Source organism: Janthinobacterium darwini (assembly GCF_051380905.1).
GTDB lineage: Bacteria > Pseudomonadota > Gammaproteobacteria > Burkholderiales > Burkholderiaceae_D > Janthinobacterium.
In genome coordinates, this window is sequence record NZ_JBNYXX010000001.1 from 2,769,512 (window position 1) to 2,794,165 (window position 24,654).

Here is a 24,654-nt window from a genome sequence, read left to right on the forward strand (position 1 = left end):
TGCCTGGTTGAGATATGCGATGACTCTGAAATTCACCTAGAGAACGGAAAATCATCGGGGTAATCCGCCCATTTCCAGAGCGCGCTAAAAGTAGAGGTTAAGCGGCCAAGGCAAGCTTCTGTTTTGGCGTGATGCCGCCAAGTGCCATGTTGGGCCGGTCGTGATCGTAATTCCACAGCCAGCGGCTTGCGAAATCCTGGATATCCTCGAACGTTTCAAACAAGTGATGGGCCAACCAATCATAGCGCACCGTGCGGTTGTAACGCTCGACATCAGCGTTCTGCCGCAGCTGGCCAGGCTGGATAAAAACGATGCGTATGCCGCGCCTGGCGCCCCAGGCCGGCGTCACGGCGCTGATGTACTCCGGGCCGTTATCGCAGCGAATGGCCTGGGGTTTGCTACGCCATTCGATGATACTGTCAAGGGACCGGATGACCCGTTCGGACGGCAATGAGAAATCAAGCTCGATGCCGAGTCCCTCACGGTTGGAATCGTCAATCACGTTGAACAAGCGGATGCTACGGCCATCAGCCCGTTGGTCGTGCATGAAGTCCATCGACCAGCTCTCGTTGATTTGTACAGCCACGGCCAGCGGCAGCGGTTTTTCGCGCACCGGCCGATGGCGTGGCTTGATCCGCAAATTCAGTTCCAGTTCGAGATAGATCCGGTAGACGACGCGCTTGCGGTTCCATTTAAAGCCCTTCACGTTGCGCAAAGACAGGAAGCACAGGCCGAAGCCCCAGTTGCGCTGCTCGCTGGTCAGGCGTCGCAGCCAGTCAGCCACGACAGCGTTTTCCGCATCGAGCTTGGCGCGTTAGCGATTGCAGGCCTGGATAGTGCTTGGCAGGCCATTCTTATGGTGGCTGAACGCTGGGCCACGGCCCATTGCGCCATCTCCGGCCGCTGAGATGGCGCTACCATTTTTTTGTCAGGGCCTCGTCGACGATCTCGGCTTTTAAGCGCTCTTCGGCATACATCTTCTTCAGGCGCCGGTTTTCGTCCTCCAGCTTCAAACGCGATCATTTGCTGGGAGGGATTACCCTGCTGGATTGTTCCAGTATTTTTTAAAGACTCCAAGGAAGGTGACTTTTGTATGTTGGCCTTCCAACTGGGCTAATCGTCGTAATTTTCATGCAGGTAAACCTGCCAAATTTGGCACGCGCAATCGGTTGCGATGGCCATTTTCATCAACCCTGCATTGCCAGGAGCAGCCATTCGCGTTGACGTAACAATGTGTGAGTTTCCCCATTTGGTAATTTGCTATCCTCTGAGGCCGTTGACAATTGGAGGCAGAGTTTGCTGATTTGGGACTGGGTAGCATCCGGCAACTACCGGTCAGCAGCGGATTGCTGAATTCACTCTTGCTGCAGCCCGCCAATGAAGGAGTTGATGCTTACTATTTTCGGAACTCTTATCGTGCAAACAGGCTCCTCATGAGCATGGGAGCATTTCATCTTGGTGCTGAAGGAAAACGCTGGCCAGAAGCCGGCGTCCGTGGAGTCGAAGGTGTTTTCCGCAAAGGAGCGCAACGATCGAACTTGTGCACCTGACCGGACTATAACCATGCAGCGTCTTTTAATGAAAGGTCGTAATGAACTTCCTTGCAACATGCCGGCATTTTTTCTCAATTGCGCCCATCTTTTTCAGCGCTGCAGCGATGGCCGACGTGAACAACACCTTGCAAAAAGCCGAACTTGCACGCCGTGTGGATGCCTTGTTTTCGGCCTATGCCGCCGACAGTCCGGGCTGCGCACTCGGCGTGATCCTAAACGGCGAGCTTGTGTACAAAAAGGGATACGGAAACGCCAGTCTTGAATTTGGCGTACCTATTGATCCAGAAAAAACACTGTTTGCCATTGGATCGACCTCCAAGCAATTCACGGCTGCGGCCATTCTGTTGCTCGTGCAGGATGGAAAAATCTCTCTGAATGATGATATTCGCAAGCATCTACCTGAGATGCACAATTACGGCACGGCGATTTCAGTCGATCAAATGCTGTCGCATACTAGCGGCTTGCGGGACTATACGGTTCTTATGACGATGGGGACTGGTGTGCGTGAAGTTGACTATTCGTCAGATGCGGATGCGATGGCGGTCATTCTGCGGCAGAGGTCGTTGAATTTCGCACCGGGATCGCATTACATGTACAGCAATACGAATTACTTCTTACTGGCAAAGATTGTCGAACGAGTCAGCCATAGGAATTTCGGCAAATTCCTGCAGGACCGTATTTTTCAACCGCTGGGCATGCACCACACTCGTCTTCGTGACAAGTACGACGTCGTGGTAGCGCAGCGTGCAATGGGCTATGCACCAGTGGGGGGCGGCGGATTCAGCATGAAGGACGTCAACTGGGAGCAGGTAGGCAATACGGGCGTGCTGACCACCGTGTCGGACCTAGCGAAATGGGACCAGAATTTCTACGAATCACGCGTTGGTGGCGAATGGCTGGTCAAGCAGATGCAAGAGAATGCTGTTCGAAGCGACGGTGTCGCCTTGAGCTATGCACGTGGACTGATCGTCGATGGTGCTTATCGCGGAATGAGGTCGGTACACCACGCTGGAGATACCGCAGGTTTCCACGCGCAGTTGTTGCGGCTGCCCGACGAGAGATTTTCTGCAATGGTTTTATGTAATGTCGACGGCGTAGACCAGACTCTGCTCAGCTTTAAAGTGGCCGATCTTTTCCTGGCCGAGGAGATCAAGAAACGCGGCGCGACTTCCTCGAATCAAACTGCGAAGGATGCTGTCATTGCGCCCGCTCGAAAGACGATGTCTTCGGAATCCGAGCTCGCGAGCTACACCGGCGTTTATCTTGACCGTTACGCTCAGTCGCTCCATACCATTGAGCTCAAGGACGGTCAACTTTGGTATATTGCGCCGCAGCGGGAACGTGTTGCCCTGGAGCAGAGCGGCGAACAGCGTTTCCGATTACCGCGAAAAACGGAGAATACCTTTCAGTTTTCGAAGCAGGATAAGCGTCAGCTCTTGAATATCGTATATCAGTCTGGGGAACCGGTCGAACTGGATCGAGTACGCCCTATTCAAACAGATTACATACACTTGGAAGACTATACCGGAACTTATTTTAGTCCGGAAATCAACGTGCATTGGACCATCGTTGCGAAAGACGGCAAGCTATTCAAGCAAGTGCAGCGCGAGGCGACTAAACCGATGAATCCGGTTTTCGAGGACGCGTTCACTGTGACCGTCGATGATCAAGACCTATTGCGTTTCACCCGTGACAGCCGTCAGCGGATCACCGGATTCATCGTCGACAACCCGCGGGTGCTCAATGTCGTCTTTTCTAGAGAGCGTAGCGGTGTCCAAATCGACTAAAGCGGCGGCCTGCGCCTGAGTGATGGGCGAGCATGTTGAGACCAGTTAAAAGGAAAAACCTCTGACTGTCCGCTGTAAGGTGCGGAAGCGGACGATGCCATTGCAGCAAAACGCCATCGGTAGCTTAGAATCTCCTCATCCATGGTTCTCGGACGATGAAAACACGATGGATCGTGTTTGGAGCCTCGGTGTCCTGCCACACTCCTGGTGTGCGATCTCATCGCTGCCGGATCCAACGACGAGATCGGATATCCCCTACCCCTGGCGATCCCTTGGCACGTTGCAAGACAGTGCCGCCAATCCATAAGCGAGAAAGATAATCATGTTGGATAAGAAATGGTGGCATAACGCCGTCGTGTATCAGATCTACCCACGTAGTTTTCAAGACAGCAATCACGATGGGGTCGGTGATCTGGCCGGCATCATCGGCAGACTGGACTACCTGCAACATCTGGGAATCAACCTGATCTGGCTGTCGCCGGTGTACCGGTCGCCGATGGACGATAACGGCTATGACATCTCCGACTATCAGGATATCGCCGCTGAATTCGGCACATTGGCCGAGATGGAGCAGTTGATCGCAGAGGCGGCCAAGCGCGACATCCGTATTTTGATGGATCTTGTGGTCAACCACACCTCTGACGAGCATGCTTGGTTCGTCGAGGCGAAGAAATCCAAGGATAGCCCCTACCGTGACTATTACATCTGGCGCAATGCAGGCGCCGATGGCTCCCCGCCCGACCAGCAACGTTCGTATTTTGGCGGGAGTGCATGGGAATACGATGCCGCCAGCGGTGAGTATTACTTCCATCTGTTCTCGAGACGACAGCCGGACCTGAACTGGGAAAATCCCCAGGTGCAGGAAGAGGTGCACCGCATGATGAACTGGTGGTTGGACAAGGGCATCGGCGGCTTCCGCATGGATGTGATCGATCTCATCGGCAAACAGGTCGACCAGCAGATTATCGCCAACGGCGCCCAACTGCACCCGCTGCTGCAGCAAATGCACCAAGCGACCTTGGCGGCACGTAATGTATTGTCGGTGGGCGAGACTTGGAGCGCCACCCCGGAGACCGCCAAGCTGTATTCCGACCCGGCGCGCCAGGAGCTGTCGATGGTCTTCCAGTTTGAGCACATCACAATGACCCACGATACCAAGGAAGGGAAATGGAAGTCGCGGCCGTTCGATCTGATCGAATTCAAGCAGATCATCAGTAAGTGGCAGACCGAGCTGGCCGATGCCGGCTGGAACTCGCTGTTCTGGAATAACCACGACCTGCCGCGCGCCGTATCCAAATACGGCGACCCCGGCCGTTACCGGGTCGAGTCGGCCAAGATGCTGGCCACCGCGCTACATTTTCTCAAGGGCACCCCCTACGTCTATCAAGGCGAGGAAATAGGCATGACCAATGTACGTTTCGATTCCATCGACGACTATCGCGACATCGAATCGCTCAACCTCTACCGCGAACGCACGGCCGCCGGCGTTTCACCGGAGACGATGATGGCCGGCATCCACGCCAACGGGCGGGACAATGCACGCACCCCAATGCAGTGGAACAGCACACACAACGCCGGTTTCAGTAGTGGCACGCCATGGCTAAAGCTGAATCCAAACTACCGTGAGATCAACGTCGCGGCCGCGCTGGAACAACCCAATTCGGTCTTCTTCCACTACCAGAAGCTGATCGAACTGCGCAAGCACTGGGACGTCATGGTTTACGGACAATACCTGCCATTGCTGGAGCAGCACCCGCAGGTATTCGCCTACCGGCGCAGCTTGGGGAGCCAACAGCTGGTTGTCGTCAACAACTTCTCCGGCGAACATGTCGAACTGGATCTGCCGGCAATGCTGCACGGCATTGCCGGGCAAGGCTTGATCAGCAACTATGCCCAGCGTGATAGCTGGACCGACCACCTCAGCCTGCAGCCATACGAATCGTTTGCTATTGCTTATGTGTGTGAGGCAGGGCTCGGGTAAAGCGTTGTTGTGCAATCACATCGAGTCGCGCGATCGCCTGGGAAAATGGCGCTGGGATGAGTGAGAACTTCCTGGTGGTCGCATCGGGATTGGCGAGACTCCTGCAGAATGCGTAGAGCGCGAGGTATATGAGGAATTGAGCTTATCCTTGTCCGCTCAAGAGTTACTTGACTATTATCTCTTCGAGGTCGCTACTTAGGCACTGATAACCTGCTATTAAAAAATACAGATCCGAGACCTGAAGGTACTCGTTTGACTTGTTAGGAGAAGTAAGGTGCAATACTATATTCTTCGGCATGAAGATCCAGATGGTGGGTTTATTGATGGTGATGTGGAGTTTTTCCCGGCACTTCCTGAGCACTATCAGCTAGGTGAAAAAATTCTCTTGCGTGAGACTAAGGTTAGCCTTGTTTTAGATAAGCGCATAAAAAAACTCAAAGCCGATTTTTTTCTTACAACATGCGGCGCCTTCTTTATTTCTGAACAAATGAAAGAAATTATAGATGAACATAATACCTCCTTGGAATTTTTTCCAGTGGACGCCAGTTATTTCAATGGGAAAGCCACAGAGGGAAGGTATTTCCTAATTCATGCCAATGATAAAGTTTTATGTTTTGATTATATCAATTCGGAGTATGCGGGAAAGCCTATGGTTTTAGGCAAGCTTGCCAGTGGTGAGCTTTCACCTGATTATAAGGTCAGGGGGATAAAAAATCTTTGTATAGAACAGCCTGAAGGTGAGAAGCTAGATTTTTTCTTTGTCGATAAAATCATATGAATTGATCCATTGCTTTCTGAGGAAATTGTGCGTGCTGCGAAGAGTAGAGGGCTCCGGTTGAATATTGAAAAAGCCGGCTAAAAAGCTTTTGAGCTACAACAGTTTCCGATGAGGCACTGATTTATTCATCTGGTACCGTTCCCTGCGGCTGTCCGACCTGAGACAATATCGGTATCACCACCGTCCGCCATCGACCAAAAAAAGAGCTTTTCCGACCTTGAATATGTTCACCAATGGCTGGGCGCACATGACAGCATTGCGAAGGTCTGCTTCGGGACGAAAGCGGAATCACGCGCACGAAAGTCAGGCTGATACCCTGTGCAGAACCAGGCGGTGCCTCCCACCATCCCTTCCGCCCTGCCAGCCCGGGCAACTTTACCGCCGCCCGCCACAGGTGCAGCACGTCAACGCTTACGCACTGGATGGCTCCACCGCAAAAAAAAACCCCGGCGTACCGGGGTAATCACAAGGGTCAAGCGCTGACGCTTCGGCCGGGCAGCGCCAGGCGCCGGCCAGAGGCTGGTGTAGCACGGGCTGGCAAGCCGCCCGCCACCTTCAACGATTTGGCCTGGGCATCGCCACGCAGGCGGAACACGGCCACCACGTCGACCAGTTCCACGGCGCGCTCTTGCAGCGAGGAAGCGGCGGCGGCCGCCTCTTCCACGAGGGCCGCGTTTTGCTGGGTGACCTGGTCCATTTGCGAAATGGCCTGGTTCACTTGCTCGATGCCGGCGCTTTGCTCGTGGCTGGCGTCGGCGATGTCGCCCATGATGTCCGTCACGCGACGGATGCTGGCGACGATTTCTTCCATCGTCGCGCCCGCCTGATCGACCAGCGCGCTGCCCGTGTTGACTTTATCCACGGAATCCTCGATCAAGCCCTTGATTTCCTTGGCCGCCGCCGCCGAGCGCTGCGCCAGGTTGCGCACTTCGGTGGCCACCACGGCGAAGCCGCGGCCCTGCTCGCCCGCACGGGCCGCTTCCACCGCTGCATTCAGCGCCAAAATATTGGTTTGGAAGGCGATGCCGTCGATCACGCCGATAATGTCGGCAATCTTCTTCGCCGATTCATTGATGGAACCCATCGTGCCCACCACTTGCGCCACCACGGCGCCGCCCTTGCGGGCCACGTCCGAGGCGGACACGGCCAGGGTATTGGCCTGACGCGCATTGTCCGTATTCTGGCGCACGGCCGAAGTCAGCTCTTCCAGACTGGACGCCGTTTCTTCCAGGGAAGACGCCTGTTGCTCCGTGCGTACGGACAAGTCCGCGTTGCCGGCGGAAATCTGCGCGGCCGCCACGCTGACCGTATCAGCCGAAGTGCGCACGGTGGCGATCACGTCGACGATACGTTCGAGGAATTTGTTGAAGGCGGTGGCCGTACGGCCCACTTCATCCATCCGCTCGACGGGCATGGCGGCGGAAAGGTCCAGCGAGGCGCTGACACGTTCAAGAGTATGCTCGATATCGCCCAGGCCGCCGCTGATGGTGCGGTAGATATGCCAGGCCAGCGCGCCCGTCAGCAGCACGGCCACGCCCAGCACGGCCAGCATGGTGTTGAAGGCCGTATCGTAGGCGGCCAGGCTTTCGGCCTTTACGTCATCGACCAGCTTGTTGTTATAGGCGATATGGTCATCCATGCTTTTTTTCGCGGCGGCGGCCGTGATGGCCAGCGGCGTGCCGGCCAGCAAGGTGGCGCGCACGCCATCCATGTCGCCCGCGTAGGCGGCGGCAAAGAATGGTACCAGCGCGCGGCGGTAGGCTTCCATGGCGGCCTGGTCAGCGTCGAGCATCTTGCTGTCCGTGGCGTCGTACAGGCGCTCGGCGCGATACGTGGCGATGACCTTGTCGAAATTCGTGTTGGCGTCAGCCACGGCCTTGTCCAGCGCCGTCTTGTCTGCCAGGTTGGAGAACACGGACAGGCGGTAGCCGGCCAGGCGCGAATCGGCCAGGAAGCCCTTGGCAGCATTCAAGCCCTGGATGCTGGGGATGATGCGGTTTTGCACGGTGTCAAAACGCTCCTGGGCGCGCTGCAGCTGGATGGCGCCGCCGGCGCCCAGCACCAGCAGGGCCAGCAAGGCGATGGTGAGGGTCAGAATTAATTGCTTGGTGATATTCATGGTGTTTCACAGTCAAAAAAACAGCCTGGCGAGGCCAGGCAGGATGAGTAGCTGCCGATCAGGTGGCCGGAGAACGGTGCTAGGCCGCCAGCGGGGAAGCGTCAGGCGTGCGGCGCAGCAAGTCGCCATGCTGGCGGCAAAACGCCAGGCCCGCCTTGTGGCCCACGTCGAACAGCAGCTGCATGTTCGAACTGGACCAGTCCAGGGTATCGGGCCAGTGCTGCTCCGGGATGCCGCCCATCAGGTCGAGTTTCAGCAGGCGCCGCTTGGGCTGGCCCGTGCGCGCGTCCGTGTTGTGCTCGAGCTCGAACAGGCGCAGCTCGCTCTTGGAAATTTTTACCAGCGGCGTGATGATGGAGCGTACCCAGGCGTCGTACAGATTGCGCGGCTTGCGCAGCAATCGCTCATCGCCGAGGATGTCGAGGATGACCAGGGTATCGGCGTCATGGTGTTCGCCCTTGCCTTCGATAAACGGCTCGAAATTGAGCGTATCGAGCGCCGCGCCTTCGATGTAGTCGTCGCCATCGATGGTCGTCGGCGCATACAGGAAGGGGAACGACAGGGCCGCGCGCACGTGGATCGGTGCGATCTCGTGCTTGCCCCAGATTTGCATGCGGTGCTCGCTGAGGTTGTAGGCATTGATGTAAAAATCGGGGCGCATGCGCGCCACGCCCGAGAAATCCACGGCTTTTTCCAGGAAGGGCAAGTGCGCGCACAGGCCCAGGCTTTTCGCCGACAGGTCCGATGGCGACAGCGACGACACCATCAATTTCCCCCAGTCCGACCAGGCCGTGGGCACGCCCGCAAACGTTTGCTGGAACGCCTGGAAAAAAGGATTGTTGGCCGGCGGCTGGAAGGCGTCGCGAAATGTGCTGGCATGCATGCCCGGCTTCTGGAACACCTTGTAGTTGATCGGAATCATCTTGTAGATACTGTCGGCTACGCCCGTGTCGGCCCAGCTTTGCAAGGCCTGGCGCGGCGTGGCCTCATGCGGCGTCGTATAAAGCAAACCCATCAGCACACCGGCGCCGGAGGCCGAAATGACATCGAATTCGATGCCTTCGTCGAGAAACGCGGCCAGCGCGCCCGCGATCAAGGTGGAGTTTGGTGCACCGCCCCCAAGCAGCAAGCCCGTCTTGCGGGCAGGTGTCGCGGCTGGCGCCGGATGTGGCGGCGTCGTGCTTACTGTCTTCATGCACACTCCCTGAACGGAACCGGGCTCACGCCCTAATTGTTGGTTACTACACGCTTATTACGCTGATTCATGCCCATGTTCCAGCAACAGGAAACTATTGCAATATTGCAGAAACAGATATGAAATTAACATAAATAAATTCCTTATGGCAATTTAATTAACGCATGATGGGTATTCAGAAAGGGTATAAGCTGACAATATGCGGCGTAGCGTGGTGCATCGCAGCAAATAAATATTCTGCAATGTTAGGAAAAATCTCTTTGGGGTAGGAATATTCCTCAACTGGCCGCCATGGCGGCCGCCAGGCTGGTCAGAGGGAGGAAGGGGGCGCGGAAAAATGCAGGTGGGTACACAAATGGTCAACAAAAACGCGAATTTTGGGCGACAGATGGCGGCTCGACGGCCACAGCACCCAGAACTTGCTCGAGTACAGCAGGTACTCGCCCAGCACGGCTTGCAACTCGCCCCGTGCGATGGCGTCACGCACGATAAAGTCAGGCAAATAGGCGAGGCCCACGCCCTGCGTGGCGGCGCCGATCAAGGCCTCGATATTGTTGCAGGTCAAGGCCGTCGGCAAGCGCAGTTCGCCACCGCCGTCGCCGTCGCCGTCGGCGCGCTGCAGCGCCCATTCCTGTAATTTCCCCGTGGTGGGGAATTTATAGCGTACGCAGGCGTGCCCTTCCAGCGCGCGTGGCGTGGCCGGCACGCCATGGCGGGCGAAATACGCGGGAGCGCCAACGATGGCAAAGGCAAACGGCCCCAGCTCGCGCGCCATCAGCCGCGAATCGGTCAAGGTGCCGCTGCGCACGGCCACATCAATGCCTTCGGCCACCACGTCGACCAGGCGGTCGTTGAAATCGAGGTCGAGTTCGATCTCCGGGTACCGCCTTGTAAACTCGGCCAGCAGGGGCAGGATGATGCGGTAGCCGATCACGGGCAGGCTGACCTTGAGCTTGCCGCGTGGCGCCACGGCCAGGTGCGACAGTTCCGCCTCGGCATCGCCGAGGTCGGCAAGGATGCGCTGGCAACGCTCGTAGAACAGCGCGCCCTCATTGCTCAGGCTGATGCGCCGCGTGCTGCGGTTCAACAGTCGCACGCCCAGCTTTTCTTCCAGCCGCGCCACGCTCTTGCCCACGGCAGAAGCCGACACGCCGAGCAGGCGCCCGGCCGCCACATAGCTGCGCGTTTCCGCCGCGCGCACGAAAGCGGAGATGCCGTTCAGATTATCCATGTCATCTCGATTAGGGAAAAAATGTCCGCTATGAGTGGAATTTCAGCCACTTTTTCATAGATTGCGTCCATATTATCATCGGATTCCCTCTTTCTGGAATCATTCCCATGGATACGAATCACCGTATGAAGCCTGCCTCCCCGGCCCGGCGCGCCTTCGTGCTGGCCGCCGTCTGCCTGGCAGCCCTGTGCATGCCGCTCAGTTTTACGGGCCCCGCCATCGCCATCCCCGCCATCGCCGCCGACCTGCACGGCACGCCGCTGGCGCTGGCGTGGATCACGAATGCCTTCATGCTCATCTTTGGCGGCTGCCTGATGGTGGCCGGCGCGCTGGCCGACCGCTATGGCCGCAAACGCGTGTTCCTGTTGGGCATGAGCGTGTTTTCCGCCGCCGCGCTGGCATTGTCAGCCGCGCCCGGCATCCTGTGGCTCGATGTGCTGCGCGCCGTCCAGGGCCTGGGCTGCGCCATGGCCCTGTCGAGCGGACTGGCGGCCCTGGCGCAGGAATTCGACGGCCAGTCCCGCGCGCGCGCCTTCAGCCTGATCGGCACGGCCTTCGGCGTGGGCCTGGCCTTCGGCCCCTTCATGGCAGGCACCTTGATCACGCACACGGGCTGGCGCGCCATCTTCATCGCTACGGCCGTAGCCGGCCTGGCCGCCCTGCTGGCCGCCGCGCGCGCCATGCGCGAATCGCGCGACCCGCAGGCGCAGGGCGTGGACTGGCCCGGCGCCCTGACGTTTACCGGCGCGCTCTCCTTGTTTACGTATGGCTTGCTGCAGGCGCCCAATAGTGGCTGGGGCAGCGCCGCCAGCATGGGGCTGCTCGGTGGCGCGGCCTTGCTGCTGGCCGCTTTCATCCGCGTGGAGCGGCGCGCCGCGCAACCCATGCTGGATCTGTCGCTATTCCGCCTGCCCGCCTTTGCCGGCGTGCAACTGCTGGCGGCCGCGCCCGCGTTTTCCTTTGTCGTGCTGCTGGTGCTGCTGCCGGCCCGCTTCATCGGTATCGAAGGCTACAGCGCGCTGGAAGCGGGACGCATGATGATCGCCCTGTCCGCGCCCATGCTGGTGCTTCCGGTCCTGGCTGGCATGGCGGCGCAGCGCATTGACGCCGCGCACATCTGCGCCTGCGGCTTGCTGCTGGCGGCGGGCGGCCTGCTGTGGCTATCGAGCTGCGCGCCGGGACAGTCACCCGCCAGCTTGCTGGGACCGCTGCTGCTGATCGGTTGCGGCATCAGCCTGCCCTGGGGCTTGATGGATGGCCTGGCCATCAGCGTCGTGCCGGTCGAGCGGGCGGGCATGGCGGCCGGCATCTTCAATACGACGCGCGTGGCGGGCGAAGGCCTGGCGCTGGCCATCGTCAGCGCGCTGCTGGGCACCTTCACGGTGGCAGCGCTGGGCGGCGCCGGCATTGCCGGCGTCGGCACGGCACAGGCGGCGCACGCCGGGCCGTTCCTGGCGCTGGGTGAGCTGCGCCATGCGGCTACCCTGCTGCCGCAGGCAGGAACCGCCGAGCTGGCGCAAGCGTATGGCAATGCCTTCCGCCACTTGCTGTATGTGCTGGCCAGCATTACGACGGCCTCAGCCCTTCTGATCCTGGCTTTTTTGCGTCATCCGGCCCCTGCGGCAACGGACACGGCCGCCCTGCCCGCCTGCGACGCTCCATCCTGATTCCCTCTTGCCGTACACGGCGGCGCCCATGCGCCGCCGCCCGCCTTTGATGTTTCTCTGCAACATCTGCCAAGTTTCCAAAGGATGTGAAGAATAAAACGAGTTTACTTATCAAAGCGCTTTGAACTATACTCAAAGCGCTTTGAAATATAGTTAAAGCGCTTTGGTTGTGCAAAATGATGCGCGCCGATCCCACACCTATAAAAAACCTGGAGACACAATGAACAAAATTTTCTTGAAAGCGTTGCCAGCGGCAGTGCTCATGGCCCTGAGCGCATCGGCCCAGGCTGCCTTGCCGATCGACTTCGGCGGCTACATCCGCTCGGGCTTCGGCACCAGCAGCGAAGGCGGCAAGGAAGCCTGCTTCGGACTGGCCGGCGCCTCGTCCAAGTATCGTCTGGGCAATGAGTGCGAAACCTACGGCGAGCTGAAATTCGGCGGCGAAGCGTTCAAGGCAGCCAACGGCACCACCTTCCGCATCAATACCCTGGTGGCGTTTTCCGTCAACCAAAACCAGGACTGGGAACAATCGGACCCGTCGTGGCGTGAAATGAACGTGGTGGCTGACAAGATCGGCACGGGCGCCTTCGCCGAAGCGCGCGCCTGGGTCGGCAAGCGCTACTACGACCGCCAGGACGTGCACATCACCGATTACTACTTCTGGAACAACAGCGGCCCTGGCGCCGGCCTGGAAAACATCGACCTGGGCGCCGCCAAGCTGGCCTACGCCATCGTACGCACGGCCGACGACAAGGACAGCAAGCGCATGGGCCTGTCCCACGACTTGCGCTTTTCCGGCATCAAGGTCAACCCGGACGGTGAACTGACGCTGGGCCTGCAATTCAATCAGAAACGCAATGCGCAAGGCGCGGCCCCCATCGCCAGCGGCCACTTGTTGACCATCATGCATACGCAAGGCAATCTGCTGGGCGGCTTCAACAAAGTAGCATTGCAGTTCGGCAAAGGTAGCGCGGCCAACACGGGCGGCTTCAGCCTGGGCGCCGACAAGGACGACAAGGTCACGCGCCTGACGGAACAAATCATGATCCAGCCCAAAGGTTCCTGGTCCGGCATGGGCACCTTCGTCTACGAAGACAAGCAAACGGCCGGCGTCAGCAGCAAATGGACCTCGATCGGCGCGCGTCCCATCTACCACTTCACGGACAACTACAGCCTGGCCGTGGAACTGGGCCACGACATCGTCAAGCCGGAAGGTGGCGAGAGCCGCAACCTGACCAAGCTGACCTTCGCGCCGCAATTGTCGGCTGGCAACAGCTTCTGGTCGCGCCCTGTGCTGCGCGCCTTCTACACCTACGCCAAATGGAACAAGGCAGCCCAGTCGGCCGCCGCAGCGGAAACCGCGCTGTCGTCGACGGGCGTGTTTGGTGGAAAAACAAACGGCAGCTCCATGGGTTTCCAAGTGGAATCCTGGTGGTAAGAGCATCCAACACTGGCTGATGCCGCAAGGCGCCAGCCACTGGCAGCAACACCGCCCGCCTTCCTGGGGGCATGCTTTACCCGGACCCACCATTTCGCCGCTGCACGCGATGGCCGGCAGCTTCAATGTAGTGATTCAGCAGTATCCTCTTTTAGCGCGGGCGCCCCTGGGTTTGCCCGCGTATTTTTTTGGGCGCTGCCGCCGCTGGTCATGACCCTGATCATTCCGGCATTTATCAGATAAACTACTCCTAATCGCATTGCACTGCACCGCTCCCGCCCAACGGCAGGACGCCGGCAGCGGCAAGACCCACTCAAGATAGCCCCCGACTGCAGCATCCATGAACCTCAAAAATCTCGCCAAAACGCTAGGAATATCCGAAACCACCGTCAGCCGCGCCTTGAATGGCTATCCGGAAGTGAGTGAACGCACGCGTGAGCGGGTGCTGGCCGCCGCGCAGGCGGCCGGCTACCGTCCCAATCCCATGGCGCGCAGCCTGGCCGTCGGGCGCACGAATATCGTCGGCATCATCTACCCGCTGATGCCGAACGACCTGGCCGACCCCATGTTCATCGAGATCGTGGGCGGCATGTCGGAAGCGCTGGAAGCGCAGCAGATGGACATGATGATCGCGCCCGCGTCGGCCACCAATGAATTCCACACCTATGAACGTATGGTCAAGGGACGCCGCATCGACGGACTGGTGGTCGGACGGACAAAACCGTTCGACGAGCGCATCGCCTACCTGGCGCAGCAGGGCATGCCCTTTGTCGCCCATGGCCGCACGCAGCTGAACCAGCCGCACGCCTGGTTCGACTACGACAATGAGGCGGGCATGCGCCTGGCCGTCGAACGCCTGGCACAGCTGGGCCACCAGCGCATCGGCCTGATCAGCGCCACGCCGGACCTGAACTTCGTGCGCCAGCGCGTCGAGAGTTTCCAGCACGCCATGCAGGCGGGCGGCCTTGCCGTCGACCCGGACAACCTGGTCGACAATGCGCACGACCGCCGCGCCGGCTACCAGGCCATGCAGCGCCTGCTGGCCCGCTCGCCCCGCCCTACTGCCGTCATCGTCGACAATCACATGTCGGGCGTGGGCGCGGTGTGCGCCCTGCTCGACGCGGGCATCGCCATCGGCAGCGAGATGTCCCTGATCGTCTGGGGCGTGATGGAAGACTCCCTGGCCGGCCACAACGTCACCACCGTCGTGCAGCCCGACCCGCGTGGCGCCGGCGCGAAGATGATCCACATGCTGCTGGCCCTGATGGACGGCACGCCCGTCACCGAACTGCAGGAACTGTGGCCGTGCGAGCTGCTGCCGGGCGAGTCGGCCGGACCGGCAATACCCTCCTGATTCAGCCTCTCGCCGCACAAGCCGTAAAATACCAGGGTCAGTCACGGCGTGAGGGGATTGCGTCCCACTGGGACGCAATCCCCCGGCGGGTCTGACCCCGGCTCTCCCGCCTCGCCGTCCTGAATTACCCTCATAAAAAAATCGTATGTCTGGTGCGTGTATCGCTTTACTTTTCAAAGCGCTTTGAACTATACTCATTTCATACCCAAAGCGCTTTGAATTTTAAAATAAGACGTTCGCCTACCAACCATCAGCGCCACCCTGATAGCCACGGCTACAGGCAACTTTTAAGAAATCATTCATGCCGACCATCCAGAACAATCTCGCCAACCTGCCCGCCGACTGGTGGCGCAGCGCCGTCATCTACCAGGTATATCCACGCAGCTTCCTCGACAGCAATGGCGACGGCATCGGCGACTTGCCCGGCATCACCTCCAAGCTCGCATACATCGCCGCCCTGGGCGCCGACATCGTGTGGATCTCGCCCTTCTTCACGTCGCCGATGAAAGACTTCGGCTACGACGTGGCCGACTTCTGCGACGTCGACCCCATGTTTGGCAGCCTGGCCGATTTCGACCGCCTGGTGGCGCGCGCCCACGAACTGGGCTTGAAAGTGATGATCGACCAGGTGCTGTCGCACTCGTCCGACCTTCACCCGTGGTTCGTGGAAAGCCGCTCCAGCCGCGACAATGCCAAGGCCGACTGGTATGTGTGGGCCGACCAGAAACCGGACGGCACGGCGCCAAACAACTGGCTGTCCGTGTTTGGCGGTTCCGCCTGGCAATGGGAGCCGCGCCGCGGCCAGTACTACCTGCACGATTTCCTCGCCAGCCAGCCCGACCTGAATTTCCACAATCCGGCCGTTCAGCAGGCCCAGCTGGATAACCTGCGGTTCTGGCTGGAACGCGGCGTCGATGGCTTCCGCTTCGATTCCTGCAACTTCCCGTATCACGACCAGTTGCTGCGCGATAATCCGCCAGCCGCGCAGCGCGACGCGAGCAGCGTGTCGGCCATCAACCCGTATGGCATGCAAGCGCACGTGTATGACAAGACGCAGCCGGAAAACATCGCCTACCTGCAGCGCGTGCGCGCCGTGCTTGACGAATATCAAGCCATTTCCATCGGCGAAGTGGGCGACGACAATGCGCTGGACACCATGGCCGCCTACACCACGGGCGGCGACAAGCTGCATATGGCTTACAGTTTCAACTTGCTGACGGCGGAGTTTTCAGCCGCGCACATCCGCACGCAGGTGGAAGAATTCGAAGCCAAAGTGACCGACGGCTGGGCTTCCTGGTCCGTAGGCAACCACGACAGCGTGCGCGTCATGACGCGCTGGGGCGGCGAGAATCCATCGCCATCTCTGGCCAAGGTGGTGCTGGCCGTGCAGGCGGCGCTGAAAGGCACACCGTGCCTGTACCAGGGCGACGAGCTGGCCCTGACGGAAGCGGACATTCCTTTCGAGGCGCTGCAGGACCCGTACGGCATCCCGTTCTGGCCCCAGTTCAAGGGCCGCGACGGCTGCCGCACGCCGATGCCGTGGGTGGCCGACGCGCCGCACGGCGGCTTCAGCAATGCAAAACCCTGGCTGCCCGTGCCACCCGAGCATCTTGCGCGTGCCGTTGACGTCGAAGAGCGCGACGCCGCCTCGCCTTTGCAGTTTGCGCAGAACATCCTCGCCTGGCGCCGCACCCTGCCGCAATTGCTGCGTGGCGACATCGTTTTCTTCGATGCGCCGGAACCCGTGCTGGCCCTGCGCCGCGACTTGCCCGGCCAACCTGCTGTATTAGCCGCCTTCAACCTGGGCACGGAAGCCGTGACGTTCACCTGGCCCGATGCGGCGCCAGCGGCCGACCTGGCCGGTCATGGCTTACCGGGCAGCAAAGTTGACCAACAGATCAGTCTGCCTCCGCATGGCGGCTGGTTCGGCACCTTGGCGTAAATCGCAGGCTTTGGCGGCCATGCCGCCATTTACAATAACGAGCCCCGCGCATCAGCGGGGCCAAATTGAGAGAACGAGGACGACATGGCTGGACTGAAGTTAACAGGCCTGAAAAAGGCATACGGCGACGTGCAAACCCTGCACGGCATCGACCTGGAGATCGCCGACGGCGAATTCATGGTGTTCGTGGGACCGTCGGGCTGCGGCAAGTCCACCTTGCTGCGCAGCATCTGCGGCCTGGAAGAAATCAGCGGCGGCGACTTGTATATTGGCAAGACGCGCATGAACGACGTGCCGCCCGCCAAGCGCGGCATCGCCATGGTATTCCAGAGCTACGCCCTGTATCCGCACATGAGCGTGGCGCAAAACATGGCCTTTGGCCTGAAACTGGCCGGCATGAGTAAGGTACAAATTGCTGACGCCGTGCAGCGCGCCGCGCAAATCCTGCGCATCGAACCTTTGCTGGAACGCAAGCCAAAAGACTTGTCAGGCGGCCAGCGCCAGCGCGTGGCCATCGGCCGCGCCATCGTCCGCAAACCCGACGTCTTCCTGTTCGACGAACCGCTGTCGAATCTCGACGCCTCGCTGCGCGTGCAGATGCGCATCGAACTGGCGAATTTGCACCGCGAATTGCGCTCGACCATGATTTACGTCACGCATGATCAAGTCGAAGCGATGACCCTGGCCGACCGCATCGTCGTGCTCAACGCGGGCCGCATCGAACAAGTGGGCGCACCGCTGGAGCTATACCACCATCCCGCCAACCTGTTCGTGGCCGGCTTCCTCGGTTCGCCCCGCATGAACTTCCTCAAAGGCAAGATCCACAGCTACGCAGACGGCGTGGCCACCATTGCCACGAATGCAGGCGGCTTGCTGCAGGCGGCACTCCAGCAGCCGCTGGCCAGCGGCACCCCCGTCACCATCGGCGCCCGCCCTGAACACGTGCAGGCGTGCGCGCCCGGCGCCGCGGCCGCCATCACGGCCAGCGTGCAGGCGGTGGAAAAACTGGGCGACATCAGCTATCTGTATGTGCAGGTGCCGGGCGGCGACGAGCCGCTGGTGGTGCGCGCCGATGCAGACACTGACTGGGCCATCGGCCAGTCCGTGGCGCTGCAAGTGGCGCCCGCCCGCGTCCACGTGTTCGACGAGCACGGCCAGACCCGTAACTGATTCCGAATTTAAGGGGCCAGGCGCTACAGGCGCCGCCTGGCCTGGTTGCATCGTTTCAGCCTTGATACTTCACATAAAAAAAGACACTGGAGATTGACATGTCCTTCACACACCCGAAACGCAGCTTCATCAAAACCACCCTGATCGCCGCCGCCCTGGCCGGCATTGGCAACCTGGCCGCCGTCAGCATGGCGCACGCGGCCGAAGCAGGTACCCTCTTGATCTGGATCAATGGCGACAAGGGCTACAAGGGCCTGGCCAAGGTCGGCGAAGAATTCACCAAGAAGACGGGCATCAAGGTCGTCGTCGAGCACCCGGAAGATGCACCGAACAAATTCCAGCAGGCGGCGGCCGCCGGCAAGGGCCCGGACATCTGGATCTGGCCGCATGACCGTATCGGCGGCTGGATTGACGCCGGCTTGCTGCAACCAGTGACGCCAAGCAAAGAAGCGCGCGCCGCCATCCTGCCGCTGGCCTGGAACGCCTTCACCGTTAGCGGCAAGACCTGGGGCTACCCGATCTCCATCGAAGCCGTGGCCCTCGTCTACAACAAGGACCTGGTGCCGACGCCGCCAAAAACCTTCGAGGAAATCGCCGCGCTGGACAAAAAACTGTCTGCGCAAGGCAAGAAAGCCATCCTGTGGGATTACACGAATACCTATTTCACCTGGCCTTTGCTGGGCGCGGGCGGCGGTTTCCCGTTTGAAGTCAAGGCTGATGGGCGCTACGATGCGGCCAAGACGGGTGTCAACAATGCCGGTTCGCAAGCTGGCGTGAATGCGCTGATGACCTTGATCAACAGTGGCGCCATGCCGAAGGGCGCGGGCTACGCGGAAATGGAAGCCGGCTTTAACCAGGGCAAGATCGCCATGATGATCAACGGCCCATGGTCGTGGGACAATGCGCGCAAATCGAAGATCAATTACGGCGTGGCAACGATTCCTACCGTGGCAGGCAAGACGGCCACCCCATTCGTGGGCGTGCTGGGCGCAATGATTTCCAAGGCGAGCCCGAACAAGGACCTGGCGACGGAATTCCTGGAAAACCAGATGCTGCAGCTCAATGGCCTGAAAACCATCAACGCCGACGTCCCGCTGGGCACGCCAGCCAACAAAGTGCTGTTCGCGGAATTGAAAGCCAATCCGAACATCCAGGCGACGATGGAAAGCGCCCAAGCGGGCCGCCCGATGCCGAACAACCCGGAAATGGGCCGCTTCTGGTCGTCGATGCAATCGGCGCTGGAAAACATCACGCAAGGCCGCCAGACCACCAAGGATGGCCTGGATGCGGCGGCGAAGCGGATTACGACCGCCAATTAAGCAGGTCAAGGCGTAGGTCGGATTAGGCCCGAAGGGCCGTAATCCGACACCAGCAGCCAACAGTGTTGTCGGATTACGCGCAAGCGTTAATCCGACCTACGCCACCTCGTATCATTCCATCTTCACAGGTATCCATCGTGCGCAAGTTTATCGGCCCTACGGTATTGACCATCAGCATGGCGCTGGGTCTGTATCTGCTCTTCATGTTGTACATTTCCGGCCAGACCATGCTGGCCGCCATTTTCCTCGGCTTGCTGACCCTGACGACGTTTGTCTTCACGTCGCCGCGCGCCTATGCCTACCGTTACCTGTTTCCCGGCATCACGGCAGTCATCGTCTTCGTGCTGCTGCCGATGGTGTACACGGTGTCGATCGGCTTTACCAATTTCAGTTCGCGCAACCTGCTCACCTATGAGCGGGCCACGCAATACCTGCTCGACGAGACACAGCGCGTGGAAAGCACGGGCTACGCACTGACCGTGCACCCGGACAACAAGGAATACCGCTTGCGCCTGGAAAGCCCGGACACGGGCGAAGTGCTGCTGACACAGCCGCTGGCCCTGAAGCGCGCCGTCCCCCTGAACGTGGAGGTGGCGCCGCCGGATCCCGTGCAGGCACCCGTGCTGGCCCCGCCGCTGCCCATCAAGGACATCATCGCCCTGCAAAAGGATTTGAAGCTGCTGACACTCATCCTGCCTAACAGGATCGAGCTGCGCATGGTGGGCTTGCGTGAATTCGGCCCCGTTGCGCATGTCTACAAGCAACTCCCCGACAAGACGCTGAAGAAGATCGCCACGGGCGAACTCGTGACACCGAATTTCAAGACAGGATTTTATGAAATGCCGGACGGCACGAAACTGGAACCGGGCTTCAAGGTCAACGTCGGTTTCGCCAACTTCGTGAAGATTTTCTCCGACGAAGCGTTTCGCGGCCCCTTCCTGCGCATTTTCGTCTGGACCATCGTCTTCGCCCTGATCAGCGTGGCCACCACGACGGGCCTGGGCATGGCGCTGGCCGTGCTGCTGAACTGGGATGCGCTGCGCTTCCGCGGCCTGTACCGCACCCTGCTGTTCCTGCCGTATGCCGTGCCCGGATTCATTTCCATCCTCGTCTTCAAGGGCTTGTTCAACAATAACTTTGGCGAAATCAACCTGGTGCTCGATGCGCTCTTCGGCATCAAGCCCGCCTGGTTCTCGGACACCACGCTGGCCAAGGCCATGATCCTGATCGTCAACACCTGGCTCGGCTACCCCTACATGATGGTGGTGTGCATGGGCCTGATCAAGGCGATCCCGTCGGACCTGTACGAAGCGTCGGCCCTGGCCGGCGCGGGACCGCTGACGAATTTCTTCAAGATCACCCTGCCACTGATCATCAAGCCGCTCACGCCGCTGATGGTGGCCAGCCTTGGCTTCAATTTCAACAACTTCGTGCTGATCAGCTTGCTGACGGGCGGGCGTCCCGATTTCCTCGACACGACCTTGCCGGCCGGCACGACGGACTTGCTGGTGTCCTACACCTACCGCATCGCGTTCGAGGATTCCGGCCAGAACTTTGGCCTGGCCGCTGCCATCTCGACCCTGATCTTCTTCCTCGTGGCCGCGATTTCGCTGGTCAACATGCGCCTGACGCGCATGAACAAAGCATAAAGGACAGTTCATGGCTATCGTTGTCGACCGTTCCAACCGCTGGCGCATCCTGGCGGCCCATGTCGCCGTGATCGCGCTGATCGCGCTGGTGATGTTTCCCTTCCTGATGATTCTGTCGATCTCCCTGCGGCCCGGCAACTTCGCTTCGGGCAGTTTGATACCGCCCGAGATCAGCTTCGAGCACTGGCGATTGGCGCTGGGCATGTCTTACCAGGCGCCCAACGGCACCCTGGTCGAGCCGGACTTTCCCGTGCTGCTGTGGCTGTGGAATTCCATCAAGGTGGCCAGCATGAGCGCCACCGTCACCGTGCTGCTGTCGACCACCTGTGCGTATGCATTCGCGCGCATGCAGTTCCGCTTCAAGTCGCAGACCCTGTCCGCGCTGATGCTGCTGCAAATGTTCCCCGCCGTGCTGGCCCTGGTGGCCATCTACGCCATCTTCGATGTGCTGGGCAGCTACGTGCCATGGCTGGGCATCGACCACCACGGCAGCCTGGTGCTGGCTTACACGGGCGGCATCGCCCTGCATATCTGGACCATCAAGGGATACTATCAAACCATCCCCATCGAGATCGAAGAAGCGGCCAAGGTCGATGGCGCCACGCAGTGGCAAGCGTTTGTCTACGTGCTGCTGCCGATGACGGTGCCCATCCTCATGGTGGTATTCCTGCTGTCGTTCATCGGCGCCATCATCGAGTATCCGATCGCTTCCGTGCTGCTGCATGAACAGAACAACCTGACCCTGGCAGTCGGCTCGAAACTGTTCCTGTACGAGCAAAAATACCTGTGGGGCGACTTCGCCGCGGCGGCCATCTTGTCCGGCTTGCCCATCACGGCAGTGTTCCTGCTGGCGCAGAAGTGGATGATCTCCGGCCTGACGGCTGGCGGCGTGAAGGGCTGACATGAAGACCATGCTGACCGCCCTCGCCGCTTTGCTCTTCTGCGCACCGGCGCAGGCGGGCAGTTTCGCGGACAACCCCATCGTCTACTTTGCCGTGACAGATCGCTACGCCAACGGCAATCCCGGCAACGACCATAGTTATGGCCGCGCGGCCGACCCGCAAGGCGGCGATGTGGGCAGCTTTCACGGCGGCGACATCGCCGGCATCACGCAGCAGCTGAAAACCGGCTATTTTCAAGACCTGGGCGTCAACGCCTTGTGGATCACGGCGCCGTATGAACAGATCCACGGCTGGGTAGTGGGCGGCAAGCAGCAATTCCAGCACTACGCCTACCACGGCTACTGGGCGCTCGACTACACCACCATGGACGCCAACATGGGCACGCGCGAAGAACTGCGCGAGATGATCAACACGGCCCACACGCAGGGTATCCGCGTGCTGTTCGACGTGGTGCTGAACCATCCCGGCTACGCGGACTTGCGCACCCTGGCACAGTACAAGGTGCCCGTGCTGTGGCCCGGCCATGAAAAAGCCACCCTGCGCGACTATCATAGCTTCATCGACTACAACAACTTCGAATTCAAGCAGTGGTGGGGCCCGGACTGGGTGCGCGCGGGCTTGCCCGGCTATCCCGACGGCGGCCAGGATGATTTCACCATGCAGCTAGCCTTCCTGCCCGACTTCCGCACGGAAAGCGGCAAGGCCGTGGGCTTGCCGCCTATCCTGCAGCGCAAGTCCGACACGCGCGCCGTCGCCCTGCCCGACACCACCGTGCGCGCTTACCTGGTCCACTGGCTGGCCGACTGGGTGCGCGAATTCGGCGTCGACGGTTTCAGGGCGGACACCGTCAAGCACGTGGAGCCGGCCAGTTGGCTGGCCCTGCGCGCTGCCGCCACGGAAGCATTGAAGGACTGGAAAACGCGCCATCCCGAACAGAAAATCGACGATGCCCCGTTCTGGATGACGGGCGAAGCGTGGGGCCATGGTCCAGAGCGCAGCAGCTGGCATGACGCGGGCTTCGACTCGATGATCAATTTCGACTTTCAACACCGCGCTGGCGGCGACTGGAAAAGCATCGATGGCGTCTACCGCCAGTACGCGGGCTTGCTGGGCAAGCGCATTGGCAAGGAGCCCCGCTACGACATCCTGTCGTATATCTCTTCGCACGATACCAGCCTGTTCCCGCGCAAGGAGCTGAAACATGGATTGTCCGCCCTGCTGCTGGCACCCGGTGGCGTGCAGCTGTTCTACGGCGATGAAAGCGGCCGCCAGCCTGGCGCGGCACCCATCGGCGACGAACAGCAGGCCACCCGCTCCGACATGAACTGGGACTCGCTGGACGCTGCCACCCTGGCGCATGCGCGCAAGCTGGGCCAGTTCCGTTTGCGCCACCCTGCCCTGGCGCGCGGCGAGCATCGCCTGATCGACGAGAAACCGTATGCGTTTGCCCGCGTGGCGCAGGATGACGCCATCATCGCCGTGCCCGAGGCGCAGGGGATCATCACATTGAAGATACACGGCGTTTTCGCCGATGGCAGCAAGCTGCGCGACGCCTATACGCATCAAACCTATATCGTCAAAGATGGCGCCGTCGCCGTGAACGCGGCCGGCACCGTCCTGCTGGAGAAAGCTGCACCATGAGTACCTATGACGTATTAGTAGTCGGCGGCGCCGGCATCGACACCATCGTGCGCGTCCCCGACCTGCAATTGCCCGCCGCCGATTCCGTACACGTGCCACCCATCCACGACTACGTGGCGCACACGGGCAATGGCGTGGCGCTCGGCTGCCATGCGCTGGGCTTGCGCTGCAAGTTCATCGACTTCATCGGCGACGATGCGCAAGGCGCGGCCATCCTGCAGCGTTATAAAGCGGCAAAGCTCGATTTTTCACACATCGTCGAACCGTCCGGCACGCGGCGCAGCGTCAACCTGGTCGACCCGCAAGGACGCAGACTGTCGCTGTACGATGGCCGCCACCCGGAAGACGTGCGCATGCCGCCCAATTTCTACCTGCCCTACCTGGGCCCGGCCCGCCATGCGCACTTTTCCATCATGGGCTGGGTGGCGGCGCTGTTTGACGACGCGCAAGTGTGCGGCACCACGGTGTCGACCGATTTGCACGACTGGGATGGCATCAACCCGCACCACAAGATGTTCGCGCTGCGGGCCGACCTGGTCTTCCTCAGCACGGCCGCGCTGGCCGAGCGCACGGAATCCGTCATGCGCACGATAGTCGCGGAAGGCCGCGCACAGGCCGTGATCGCCATGGCCGGCGCGCAGGGCGCGTATGTGCTGGAACGGGGCAGCGCGTCCGTGCGGCACACTCCGGCGGCAGGCCTGAAGTTGCCCGTGGTGGACACGAATGGCGCGGGCGATTCCTTTGTCGCCGCCTTCCTGCACGCCTGGCTGGGTGATGCAGGCCTGGACACTGCCATGCGCTGCGGCGCCATCGCCGGCGCGTTTGCCTGCGCGCAGAATGGCACACATGAACGGTTCATCGGGCTGCCACAGCTGCATGACTTATATCAAGACAGCACTAGCTTATAGCTTAATATTCTATTAAGCGT

Annotated in this window: 16 protein-coding genes and 2 pseudogenes; 14 read left to right on the forward strand and 4 right to left on the reverse strand. The window is 60.2% G+C overall.

Annotated elements, in window-relative coordinates; genetic code table 11:
• Positions 1–97: 97 nt before the first annotated feature.
• A pseudogene (locus ACQ4WZ_RS12760) lies at positions 98–1,019 on the reverse strand (IS3 family transposase); the annotation flags it as partial.
• Between the two features lie 572 nt (positions 1,020–1,591).
• Here ACQ4WZ_RS12760 and ACQ4WZ_RS12765 point away from each other — a divergent pair.
• The 4 genes and pseudogenes from ACQ4WZ_RS12765 (at position 1,592) to ACQ4WZ_RS12780 (ending at position 6,099) form a co-directional block, all read left to right on the forward strand.
• Complete coding sequence (locus tag ACQ4WZ_RS12765) at positions 1,592–3,340, forward strand: serine hydrolase domain-containing protein (RefSeq protein WP_101480625.1); 1,749 nt, start codon at positions 1,592–1,594, stop codon at positions 3,338–3,340.
• A gap of 322 nt (positions 3,341–3,662) precedes the next feature.
• Complete coding sequence (locus ACQ4WZ_RS12770; protein WP_436573582.1) at positions 3,663–5,321, forward strand: glycoside hydrolase family 13 protein; 1,659 nt, start codon at positions 3,663–3,665, stop codon at positions 5,319–5,321.
• A gap of 79 nt (positions 5,322–5,400) precedes the next feature.
• Positions 5,401–5,520, forward strand: a pseudogene (locus ACQ4WZ_RS12775) (hypothetical protein); the annotation flags it as partial.
• Positions 5,521–5,595: 75 nt separating this feature from the next.
• Positions 5,596–6,099: an imm11 family protein gene (locus ACQ4WZ_RS12780; RefSeq protein ID WP_436573583.1), complete on the forward strand. Its 504-nt coding sequence runs from the start codon at positions 5,596–5,598 to the stop codon at positions 6,097–6,099.
• Positions 6,100–6,571: 472 nt separating this feature from the next.
• Here ACQ4WZ_RS12780 and ACQ4WZ_RS12785 read toward each other — a convergent pair whose 3' ends face one another.
• The 3 genes from ACQ4WZ_RS12785 to ACQ4WZ_RS12795 all read right to left on the reverse strand — a co-directional run bounded on the left by ACQ4WZ_RS12785 (position 6,572) and on the right by ACQ4WZ_RS12795 (position 10,644).
• Complete coding sequence (locus ACQ4WZ_RS12785; protein ID WP_101480622.1) at positions 6,572–8,218, reverse strand: methyl-accepting chemotaxis protein; 1,647 nt, start codon at positions 8,216–8,218, stop codon at positions 6,572–6,574.
• Positions 8,219–8,297: 79 nt separating this feature from the next.
• A complete protein-coding gene (locus ACQ4WZ_RS12790; RefSeq protein ID WP_101480621.1) occupies positions 8,298–9,413 on the reverse strand; it encodes a patatin-like phospholipase family protein in 1,116 nt (371 codons plus the stop codon).
• Positions 9,414–9,723: 310 nt separating this feature from the next.
• Positions 9,724–10,644: a LysR family transcriptional regulator gene (locus tag ACQ4WZ_RS12795; RefSeq protein WP_436573584.1), complete on the reverse strand. Its 921-nt coding sequence runs from the start codon at positions 10,642–10,644 to the stop codon at positions 9,724–9,726.
• A gap of 125 nt (positions 10,645–10,769) precedes the next feature.
• Between ACQ4WZ_RS12795 and ACQ4WZ_RS12800 the strand changes: the two genes are divergently transcribed.
• From ACQ4WZ_RS12800 to ACQ4WZ_RS12845, 10 genes are all read left to right on the forward strand, one after another.
• Complete coding sequence (locus ACQ4WZ_RS12800) at positions 10,770–12,311, forward strand: MFS transporter (RefSeq protein WP_436573585.1); 1,542 nt, start codon at positions 10,770–10,772, stop codon at positions 12,309–12,311.
• Between the two features lie 220 nt (positions 12,312–12,531).
• Positions 12,532–13,749 (forward strand): maltoporin, encoded by a 1,218-nt coding sequence (locus ACQ4WZ_RS12805; RefSeq protein WP_101480618.1) that lies wholly within the window; start codon positions 12,532–12,534, stop codon positions 13,747–13,749.
• A gap of 340 nt (positions 13,750–14,089) precedes the next feature.
• The gene (locus tag ACQ4WZ_RS12810) at positions 14,090–15,103 is read left to right on the forward strand and encodes a substrate-binding domain-containing protein (RefSeq protein ID WP_436573586.1); all 1,014 of its coding nucleotides are present in this window, start codon (positions 14,090–14,092) and stop codon (positions 15,101–15,103) included.
• A 301-nt stretch (positions 15,104–15,404) separates the two neighbouring features.
• The gene (locus ACQ4WZ_RS12815) at positions 15,405–17,045 is read left to right on the forward strand and encodes an alpha-amylase family glycosyl hydrolase (protein WP_436573587.1); all 1,641 of its coding nucleotides are present in this window, start codon (positions 15,405–15,407) and stop codon (positions 17,043–17,045) included.
• Between the two features lie 84 nt (positions 17,046–17,129).
• Positions 17,130–18,215, forward strand: a complete 1,086-nt coding sequence (locus ACQ4WZ_RS12820) for an ABC transporter ATP-binding protein (protein WP_101480615.1) — start codon at positions 17,130–17,132, stop codon at positions 18,213–18,215.
• 98 nt (positions 18,216–18,313) lie between these two features.
• Positions 18,314–19,534, forward strand: a complete 1,221-nt coding sequence (malE, locus tag ACQ4WZ_RS12825; RefSeq protein ID WP_180338408.1) for a maltose/maltodextrin ABC transporter substrate-binding protein MalE — start codon at positions 18,314–18,316, stop codon at positions 19,532–19,534.
• Positions 19,535–19,671: 137 nt separating this feature from the next.
• A complete protein-coding gene (gene malF, locus ACQ4WZ_RS12830; protein ID WP_101480614.1) occupies positions 19,672–21,183 on the forward strand; it encodes a maltose ABC transporter permease MalF in 1,512 nt (503 codons plus the stop codon).
• Between the two features lie 10 nt (positions 21,184–21,193).
• Complete coding sequence (malG, locus tag ACQ4WZ_RS12835; RefSeq protein WP_077402472.1) at positions 21,194–22,084, forward strand: maltose ABC transporter permease MalG; 891 nt, start codon at positions 21,194–21,196, stop codon at positions 22,082–22,084.
• Between the two features lie 10 nt (positions 22,085–22,094).
• Positions 22,095–23,726 (forward strand): alpha-amylase family glycosyl hydrolase, encoded by a 1,632-nt coding sequence (locus tag ACQ4WZ_RS12840; RefSeq protein ID WP_436573588.1) that lies wholly within the window; start codon positions 22,095–22,097, stop codon positions 23,724–23,726.
• Positions 23,723–24,634 carry a carbohydrate kinase family protein gene (locus ACQ4WZ_RS12845; protein WP_436573589.1) on the forward strand — a complete coding sequence of 304 codons (912 nt, stop codon included), beginning with the start codon at positions 23,723–23,725 and terminating at the stop codon, positions 24,632–24,634. Before ACQ4WZ_RS12840 ends, ACQ4WZ_RS12845 begins: the two co-directional genes overlap by 4 nt.
• The last annotated feature ends 20 nt before the right edge of the window (positions 24,635–24,654 follow it).